10 protein-coding genes are annotated in these 8,129 nt (G+C 35.9%); 3 read left to right on the top strand and 7 right to left on the bottom strand.

All coding sequences use genetic code 11. The features are described 5' to 3' along the window. Positions 1 to 129: 129 nt before the first annotated feature. Together Q0X66_RS14970 and Q0X66_RS14965 are read right to left on the bottom strand one after the other, a co-directional pair. Positions 130 to 1,032: a hypothetical protein gene (locus Q0X66_RS14970; RefSeq protein WP_297707761.1), complete on the bottom strand. Its 903-nt coding sequence runs from the start codon at positions 1,030 to 1,032 to the stop codon at positions 130 to 132. Positions 1,033 to 1,257: 225 nt separating this feature from the next. After that, entirely contained in the window at positions 1,258 to 1,626 is a 369-nt protein-coding gene (locus Q0X66_RS14965) for a hypothetical protein (protein ID WP_297707758.1), read from the bottom strand. Here Q0X66_RS14965 and Q0X66_RS14960 point away from each other — a divergent pair. Further along, a complete protein-coding gene (locus Q0X66_RS14960) occupies positions 1,613 to 1,777 on the top strand; it encodes a hypothetical protein (RefSeq protein WP_297707756.1) in 165 nt (54 codons plus the stop codon). The two genes, Q0X66_RS14965 and Q0X66_RS14960, sit on opposite strands and share 14 nt — an antisense overlap. 116 nt (positions 1,778 to 1,893) lie before the next feature. Here the strand turns inward: Q0X66_RS14960 and Q0X66_RS14955 are convergent, their stop codons facing one another. The 3 genes from Q0X66_RS14955 to Q0X66_RS14945 form a co-directional block, all read right to left on the bottom strand. Continuing rightward, positions 1,894 to 2,619 carry a DUF6090 family protein gene (locus tag Q0X66_RS14955; protein WP_297690572.1) on the bottom strand — a complete coding sequence of 242 codons (726 nt, stop codon included), beginning with the start codon at positions 2,617 to 2,619 and terminating at the stop codon, positions 1,894 to 1,896. 277 nt (positions 2,620 to 2,896) lie between these two features. Next, positions 2,897 to 3,760, bottom strand: coding sequence for a hypothetical protein (locus Q0X66_RS14950; RefSeq protein WP_297707754.1), 864 nt, complete (start codon positions 3,758 to 3,760; stop codon positions 2,897 to 2,899). 80 nt (positions 3,761 to 3,840) lie between these two features. Beyond that, the gene (locus Q0X66_RS14945; protein ID WP_297690570.1) at positions 3,841 to 4,548 is read right to left on the bottom strand and encodes a DNA alkylation repair protein; all 708 of its coding nucleotides are present in this window, start codon (positions 4,546 to 4,548) and stop codon (positions 3,841 to 3,843) included. A gap of 586 nt (positions 4,549 to 5,134) precedes the next feature. On the opposite strand from Q0X66_RS14945, the gene Q0X66_RS14940 reads away from it, so the two are divergent. Then, a complete protein-coding gene (locus tag Q0X66_RS14940; protein ID WP_297690569.1) occupies positions 5,135 to 5,965 on the top strand; it encodes a class I SAM-dependent methyltransferase in 831 nt (276 codons plus the stop codon). Between the two features lie 139 nt (positions 5,966 to 6,104). Here the strand turns inward: Q0X66_RS14940 and Q0X66_RS14935 are convergent, their stop codons facing one another. Then, positions 6,105 to 6,542, bottom strand: a complete 438-nt coding sequence (locus Q0X66_RS14935; RefSeq protein ID WP_297707752.1) for a hypothetical protein — start codon at positions 6,540 to 6,542, stop codon at positions 6,105 to 6,107. A gap of 114 nt (positions 6,543 to 6,656) precedes the next feature. Here Q0X66_RS14935 and Q0X66_RS14930 point away from each other — a divergent pair, with 114 nt between their 5' ends. Then, a complete protein-coding gene (locus Q0X66_RS14930) occupies positions 6,657 to 7,853 on the top strand; it encodes a cation:proton antiporter (protein WP_297707751.1) in 1,197 nt (398 codons plus the stop codon). A gap of 55 nt (positions 7,854 to 7,908) precedes the next feature. Here the strand turns inward: Q0X66_RS14930 and Q0X66_RS14925 are convergent. Next, on the bottom strand, positions 7,909 to 8,129 hold a 221-nt coding region (locus Q0X66_RS14925), incomplete at its 5' end, for a hypothetical protein (RefSeq protein WP_297707750.1).

Below are 8,129 nucleotides of genomic sequence, written 5' to 3'. Positions count from 1 at the left end.
AAGTTCTACTTTAATTTTAAGTCTTAGGTCTAACTATAGACGAAAGTTTAGGGAGTGTAGACGAATGGTTAATTACTGTAGATGAGAGGGATAAAAGTTTCTAATAATAACCGGCATAGTATTTAAAACCTATTCTAATGTATTATTTTCCATTGCTGTTCCCGGTACCGGCTGCCACAGCGTCCACGAAATGATAAAACCCCAAATAAAGCTGGATGTGCTTGTCTCTAGAAGATGCGCCATCCGCACCATTTCCGGCATGATAGGATTGGGAAGCAATAATCCACTGCTGCCAAGGATAGTAAATAAAAGCCCCAAAAGAATACCTTTCGAGATCTTATTACCCCTGGCCATCCTCAAAACCAGGATGCCAATATAGACCCATAAAAATCCCCTGAAGATCTGAAACAAATAAAGTCCCGATTCGAAATTTCCCTTCATAATCTCCAGCAGCGAATCCATCTCCGTGGTGCCAGAATACAGGAGGCGTACTTCTTTAAATTGCCAGGCAACAAAATAGCCAAAGGCAAAATAGATTAGCGGCCAAATAACTGCCGAAAGCACTACTATTTTTTTAATACTAAATCTAAATCGATCACTATCATCGATGTTATTAGGCTCAGTTTTAAATTTCCCTGTGATCCAAACAGCAATTACGGAAAAGGCAATAAGTGTAAAGGCACCTCCAAAAACAATGGCCGCAATGCCTTTGCCGGGCAAACCAAGACTATCATTAAACCAAACAGTCTCAATTTGTGACATGAAATACTGGATTCCAAAGGCAACCAGAAAAACAAGACCTGCAAGTTTCCAGCCTGTATACCGGGCTTTGTAAATTAGTGTAAGTATAATCCCGGCATTAAGCGCACTTACCAAAAAGAAAAGGAATCCTGATGCACCATCACTGTCCGTTTCCATTTCCATAAGACTACTTGGAAAAACCATATTCCCAAGCATCAGACCAATTACCCATAAAATCATCATCAGGATGATTAGCCCAAGCCAGATACCAATATTCTTTAGTATTTTCATAACTGTTTTGAAATATTAGTGGGTGCTAAAACGGCCTAAAGATCCTTAAATAATGAGCCATAAAACATGATATATGTCAACTCCTCAGGACCTATGGCGTTCGGATTACCTGATATCCGGAAATTAAACAAGTTAGTATCCCTGGTTGGGGTCAAGGTCGGATTCCTTCATAATTAAAGCGTGATATTAAATATGAGATACGACGCTTTTATAGCTAAGCCTTCTTTAAATTTCAACTAATTCACCCGTTTCCAGGGCAGCCTTCAAATCTGCTGATACTTCCCTGTGGCTTCCAAAGAATCGTACGCCATCGGTTCTTTTGATCATTACTTCCAGGGTGCCGTCCTTCTTTTCCTTTACAGCGGTTACCACCACTTTATTTCCTTCCAACCTGTTGTAATTGGCAACCCCGCCTTTTTTGATAATAAAATTAGGCCTGGGAAAATTTATATGCCTGTACCTCGGAGCATCGGGGTCGCCTATTTTAAAAATATCACCAACCTGTACTTCCTGGGGCGCTATAAAATGGACTTCGTTTGCATAAAGGCCTATACATCCAATTGCGAACAATAGTGCAAAAATGAACTGTTTCATAACTTTAGATTTAAGATTTGGGACTAAAATAAAGGATACGGACAGACCGGTAAATGATTTAGATCATGCAGGTGCTATGATAATTCTTAAAGCGATTATAAAACTCCCACATTGCAGAGTAACAGATGTAGTATTGGTTGGTCTTTGTTAGACCAGAATGGAGTAGGAGATTTACAGGTATGAATTATAGTGGTTGTTAGCCTATCGTTATTAAATTACCTTTAATTTATTGTTTCTTTTAAATAACTGGTGGTAAAAAATAGGGAATCATTCTTTTTTGAGTTCTTCATCAATCATGCCTATAATTTCCTCCATTTCATTTCTTAAATTTTGTTGAGTCCTCATGACAATTCCTAAATTGACAATAGTGAAATTGATTACCTGTTTTATTTTTGCATTTCGCATGAATGATTCATAATCCCTAACTTTAAGAGAATTAGGAAAATCAAAAGTGATGAACTCATTCATAAAAATGGGTTTTAAATAGTTCACATAGTGTTCTTGCATATAAAGGCTTTCGATCTTTTCTAATCCAGAAAATTCATAAGTATAGAGCGAAGATATTCTATTCCTGATTTCTTCATTTTGAATAATATCTATGCCAGTATTCTTTAATTTATCATAAGTTGTATTATTAGCAATGAAAAAACTAAAGCTGTATAATCTTGCGAAATGTAAGTCGAGCGTATCTTGATAGGGCTGGTGAGCCTCGAAAACCGAGGCAATAATTTTATTTGATTTAATAGAGTTATTAAGAATAATGAGTGTTTGGTCAAGATCATTTTTATTAAAAGTCAATTCAGTTCGCAATTCCTTTAATAGTACAAATTCAAAATCTCTGACTTTTCTTTCCTCATTCCAATTATTGATCTGAAGAGCGATCAAAATTCCGATGACAACAAGCACAATCTCACCCATTGCATACTTGAGATATTTTACCGTTTTCCCCTCTGAGAGCAAGTTTTGGCGGATATTACGAAAGAAACTGATCATCTGAAGGAAGCAGTTGGTTATTCTTCCTAAGATACAGAATTAATATAAAGGACTTAAAATCAGCCTAATAATATTTAAATATAAGACCTCCACATTGTAAAGAGTGACAGATCTTTTGGTGGTAGGGGAACGGTCTTGTACCTACCTACGACAGACAGGTATGAAAAGTAGCGGTTTTGTGATTTCGGACTTTTCAGTTGGTTAATTCAGTTAAGTAGCCTGCTGTTATTTTTCATAGGACGCGTTGTTGGCGGTATTTTTTTCTTATAAGAAATATTTAATTTGCATACAGTGTGTGTTTTCCGTCTACGCTAATTTTTCTTACGCGTGTTTTATTTCTTTTAGAAAACTCCATTATCCATTGTGAACCATCCGGAGCATTCAATCCTCCAGTGGGAGACCAAAACGGTTTCGATTCGAAAATCGTTGTCATTTCTCCGGTTGTATTAATCTTTATTACTTTTCCTGCCCCATAAATTGCTACGTACAGATCTTTTTTCTCATCGGACCACATTCCAAATATATAATGACGATCTGCTACGCCATCAAATGAAATTTTGGAATCTTTTAGATTATCTGCTATCACGGTTACGTCTCCTTTGGGAGTCACTTTTTTAATTTTCAAATGATCTACTACATAGAGGTTATTATCATATTTTGAAAAATACATCCAGCGAATGTCATCGAAATAATGTTCAGTAACAAAATAGCTCTGACCACTTAATGTTTGTTTTTTCAACATTTCATGGTCACCAGACTTTTCTGCCCAATAGGTGCTACTTTCCGGATCTCTTACCAAGGTATTGTTGTCGAGAAAACCTTCAATATCTTGTACGGTTTTTTCAAATATGCCATCATTACCTAAACACCAAACGTAATTTCCCCACTTATCGGTAGCTTCTCCTTCATACCATTGGTGCTCTCCATAAAGATTATCCTCTTCGTCTATATATAGTTCATGTGTATGAACATTTCTAACCACAATGGACTGCTCACCACTAGTTGATATTTTCCAAACATGATCTAAGTCAGTATAGAATACATTGCCTTTACTATCCATAACGATCCCAACTCCTGGATGAGCCTCAATAACAGCTGTATTATAGATGAGGCAGAAAAAGAAAACTATTAACTTATACATTGAAAATATTTTACCAAATTATTACCAAGGTTTTGGTTAAACTGTGTTTAAATGCAGTTTAGGCTTTGTTGGCAGCAGTATTAACACCTTGCCATTTTTCGTTTTTTACCTAGTTTGTCTTTTTCCTTAACCTTTCTAATATGGTCAACTGCAATTGGTACTTTACACGAAGTTCCTCCAACATTGACACTTACTTTGCCAATTTTTTCCGCTACTTGAGACGCCTTTTCTGTTAAATCAATTATATAACTTCCTACGGCAATCACAAAACCATTCATTGTATACCGCACTCTGTTTGGAGCTTTATGAATGTTTTTTTCAACTCTGTTTAAAAGTTTATTGTAGATTTTCAGGTCCAGTTTATCATCTGGCGTAATAGCCGCATAATTGGAAAGCGTGGACCAACCTGCGGTAGCGACTAGTTCATTGCTTGATTCGATCCATTGAAGTCCTAGCTTATAGCCATATTTGCTTTCAGCGGCTACCCATGCTACAGTGTATTCACTAATACCGTGATTAGTTGCACCTTTTACCCATTTATTAAGATCACTTTTTGAGATTTTATTTTCATCTGCAATAAGACCAGCGAGATACATAGCATCAGAATTTCCAGTTGCATATAATTCAAGTGATAGCTCATGATTTTTCTTGACTTTCTTGACAATCTTTTTCATATCCTGAATCCTAACACCATAAAGTGGCTCTTTAGCACCGTGATTCATATAGATTTTCTTTATGGCTTCATCCCCATAATTCTCTAATTCAATTAATATTTCTTTTAAAGTCATCTTAGTTGATATTTATTGCTGCTAACAAAGGGATATAGTTATTGATGAACTCCCACTTATAAGAACTAAGATAACAAATCCTAGTAATTAAAGGACTTACAATACCCTGGTAGAATTTCATTCGAATAAAATACATTTACAACCGTTTACATAGCAAATATCTTGGGACCTATTTTTTGGGATAGTATATTTAAACGACCGTTTTAATAACCCAATATTTGAAGAATTAGTTAATGATGGATAGTTCAACTAAAGGCAGGCGGGTTAATTTTATGCGGTGGTGTGCCTATGTTTAAATCTCTTACACTTCAATAAAATCAGGTATTCTTCACTTGAATGCACTCCAGGCGAAAAAGTTATAGGAATTTATTAATTAAGAGCCATTCCGTTTTATAACCGTAGTAGTCATTTGTGTAATTAAGAATGGAGCTTGTTGCGCTCAGAATTAATTTATATATTGTTGAATAGGGTCATATTGTGTTTTGGTAATCAAACACACAATTAGGCGTTTGCTTAACGGGGGTAATTATTAGCCAGGTTTTAACTAACAGATTAACATACCGTTGAACCAATTAACAATGTAACCATGAAAAAAAATGATCCGACATACGCTCTTGGACGGTCAGAAGATGAATACCACCGTTTAACTGAACAGGCCGCATTTTTTCGTCATATAACAGAGCGTCTTTTCCGAGAGGCGGGTATCGGTCCGGGGATGCGAGTCCTGGATGTTGGTAGTGGTGCTGGGGATGTAGCCTTCCTTGTCTCCAAGCTAGTAGGACCTACAGGTGAGGTTGTTGGTATAGATCTTGACGGCAGTGCGCTCGAGAAGGCTCGTGAGCGAGCAAGTTTGCTCGAAATTTCTAACGTGACCTTTATTGAGGGTGATGTACGCGAGGCAGAACTTTCTGGAGAGTTCGACGCAGTAGTCGGACGTTTGGTCCTTCTTTATTTTGCCGATCCCCTTGATGGACTCTTGACAATCGTTCGTCGTATCAAAAAAGGTGGCATTGTGGCGTTTCATGAGGCGGATATGAACGAGGACTTCATTGGATTATCGTATCCCGTAGCATCTATCTGGAACGATACAGCCCGAACTATCGTGCAGACGTTCTCTGGCGCCGGTATGCACCTGAGGATGGGGCGCCTCCTCATGAAAACATTTCTTGATGCGGGACTTTCCTTCCCGTCATTGACCGAAGAAGCTGTTGCTGGGGGCGGACCTGATTTCTCAGGTTACTCCTGGATGGCAAACACACTGCGTAATATTGCGCCTTTGACGGAAAAGCTTGGCATCGCAACGGTAGCCGAACTTGAACTAGATTCTCTTGTTGATCGTATCCGAGACGATGCGGTCGCTCGCCAAATTATGGTATCATCACCAACGCTGATAGGTGCTTATGCACGGCGATTGTAACGGAAATTAACGACAACGGTCTATTATAAAAAGTAGAGGGATTTTACGCACTAACTTTTCGGTTTATTACTGACCTTTATTTTATGGTTATAGTTTCGTTTTAAGACGTACTCGGCTATTTTTCATAGGAGGCGTTGTTCTACGCAGTTTTTTCATTCCGCATTGGAAATTCAGTTATTTGTCCATCAATAAACATTCTTAACTCTTGGTCAGAATGCACTAAAATAATAACAATTCCTTTTCCATTCAAAAATTTTAGGACGTGTCCAAATTCAAACGAACTGATTGGAATTAGAACTTTTAAGTCAAATTTAGGATTTGTTTTTAAAAGCTCAATTCGGTTTTCCGTTATGACAATTCCGTTTGCATAATAATTTTTAATTATTCCAAAGATTATTGCGATTGCAAAAATACCGCCCATAAATAACTTTAAAGTCAAAGTGTCAGAAGTGTAAACGAAAAATGCTCCAATCAGAAATAGAATTTTATATGAATTGAAAAGTTTTGGTCTAGTTTGATATATGATTTTGTCGTTTTTCAAATACCCTCCAAAGATTATTAGTAAAATCTTTTTCAATTTTCACCAAATCAGTTTTTCCTTCTTTGATTCTAAATTTTTCAAGGTTTTCAGAAATTCTTAAAAAATCTTATTTATTTTTGAACTTATCTCATCTAATTTAAACATGCTGTTATGTACATTCATTTAGCATTATTGGCTTCATTTGTTTTGATTTATAATTTATTTGCTGAAAAAATTGAAAAAACAGCTATTAATGGCCCTTTATTATTTTTGATTTTTGGAGTTGCTATTGGCCCCTTGTTTTTGGATGTTTTTGATATTACCATAGATAATGAAAGTTATATGACACTTGCAGAGTTAGCTCTTGCTTTAGTGTTATTTACGGATGCTTCTAATACGAATATGAGTGTTTTAAAAAAGAATATTAAAGTTCCTTCAAGATTGCTATTAATTGGATTGCCAATTACCATATTATTTGGGTATTGGGTTGGTGTTGTAATTTTTGATGGTTTTGGATGGATAGAATTGGCAATTTTAGCTACAGCATTAGCACCAACAGATGCGGCTTTGGGTAAATCTGTAGCAACCAACCCCTCTGTTCCTTCAAAAATTAGAGAATCTTTAAATGTAGAAAGTGGGCTGAATGATGGGATTTGTGTACCTGTATTACTATTGTTTATGGCGATGTTTTCTTCATCAACAAGTGGAAGTATCGATTTTGAATTTAGTATAGGTTTGTTTTTAAAAGAAATTGGTTATGGGGTATTAGTTGGTGTCGTAATTACCTTTATAGTATCAAAACTTATTAAGTATAGTGCCGCGAGAAAATGGATAAATGGATCCAGAAAAGCGATTATTATATTAGGCCTTTCATTTACATGTTTTGCCTTGGCTCAATGGCTTGGTGGAAGTGGCTTTATTGCTTGTTTTACTGGAGGTTTGTTGTACGGTGTGTTAAATACGAAAAAAGACGAGGAATTGATAGAAGTTGCCGAAGGTTTAGGAGATGCTTTAACTATGGTTACTTGGATTGTTTTTGGTTCAGTAGTAGTTAGCAAATATATAAACGATTTTTCAATAGAAGTAGTTCTGTATTCTCTTTTAAGTTTAACAGTAGTTAGAATGGTACCCGTATTTTTTGTTTTATTCAAATCTGGCTTTAATACTTCCGAGAAGTTATTCTCAGGTTGGTTTGGACCAAGAGGTTTGGCAAGTATTGTATTTGCGATTATGATTTTGGACTTAAAACTTCCTCACGAAAAAACCATTTTATTAACAATAATCTGTACCGTTTTTCTAAGTATTATTTTACACGGCATTACAGCAAAGCCATTTATTTCCATGTTGAAGAAAAAGGAAGAGTCGTAGTTTAGGGGTTTTCAATATTAGACTTTAATCCATCACTTACAAAAGGTAGAGCAAACTATATAAGACCGCAAACTCCAAAAATACTAAATATCCAATCTTTTATTTGTGCTTTGATTGCATAAACAACATTTGAAATCAAACTTAAAATTCCTAATCCCCAAGCAATATTAAAAAGATTAAAATTTGCAGTTTCTGAAATATCAACTTTAAGAGATAAAATCAGAAATGTATAACTAGAAATCAGAGATAATAAACCGACATATTTTAATAATTTCA

This window comes from uncultured Eudoraea sp. (assembly GCF_947260015.1).
GTDB lineage: Bacteria > Bacteroidota > Bacteroidia > Flavobacteriales > Flavobacteriaceae > Eudoraea.
The sequence above is the reverse complement of the archived record's forward strand: the minus strand, read 5'-3'. Positions and strand labels throughout refer to the sequence as shown.

Excerpts from the sequence above, each read along its gene's own strand:
- Q0X66_RS14950 (WP_297707754.1), bottom strand. The coding sequence starts at position 3,760 with ATGTATAAGTTAATAGTTTTCTTTTTCTGCCTCATCTATAATACAGCT.
- Q0X66_RS14970 (WP_297707761.1), bottom strand. The coding sequence starts at position 1,032 with ATGAAAATACTAAAGAATATTGGTATCTGGCTTGGGCTAATCATCCTG.
- Q0X66_RS14960 (WP_297707756.1), top strand. The coding sequence starts at position 1,613 with ATGAACTGTTTCATAACTTTAGATTTAAGATTTGGGACTAAAATAAAG.
- Q0X66_RS14940 (WP_297690569.1), top strand. The coding sequence starts at position 5,135 with ATGAAAAAAAATGATCCGACATACGCTCTTGGACGGTCAGAAGATGAA.
- Q0X66_RS14930 (WP_297707751.1), top strand. The coding sequence starts at position 6,657 with ATGTACATTCATTTAGCATTATTGGCTTCATTTGTTTTGATTTATAAT.
- Q0X66_RS14955 (WP_297690572.1), bottom strand. The coding sequence starts at position 2,619 with ATGATCAGTTTCTTTCGTAATATCCGCCAAAACTTGCTCTCAGAGGGG.
- Q0X66_RS14965 (WP_297707758.1), bottom strand. The coding sequence starts at position 1,626 with ATGAAACAGTTCATTTTTGCACTATTGTTCGCAATTGGATGTATAGGC.
- Q0X66_RS14945 (WP_297690570.1), bottom strand. The coding sequence starts at position 4,548 with ATGACTTTAAAAGAAATATTAATTGAATTAGAGAATTATGGGGATGAA.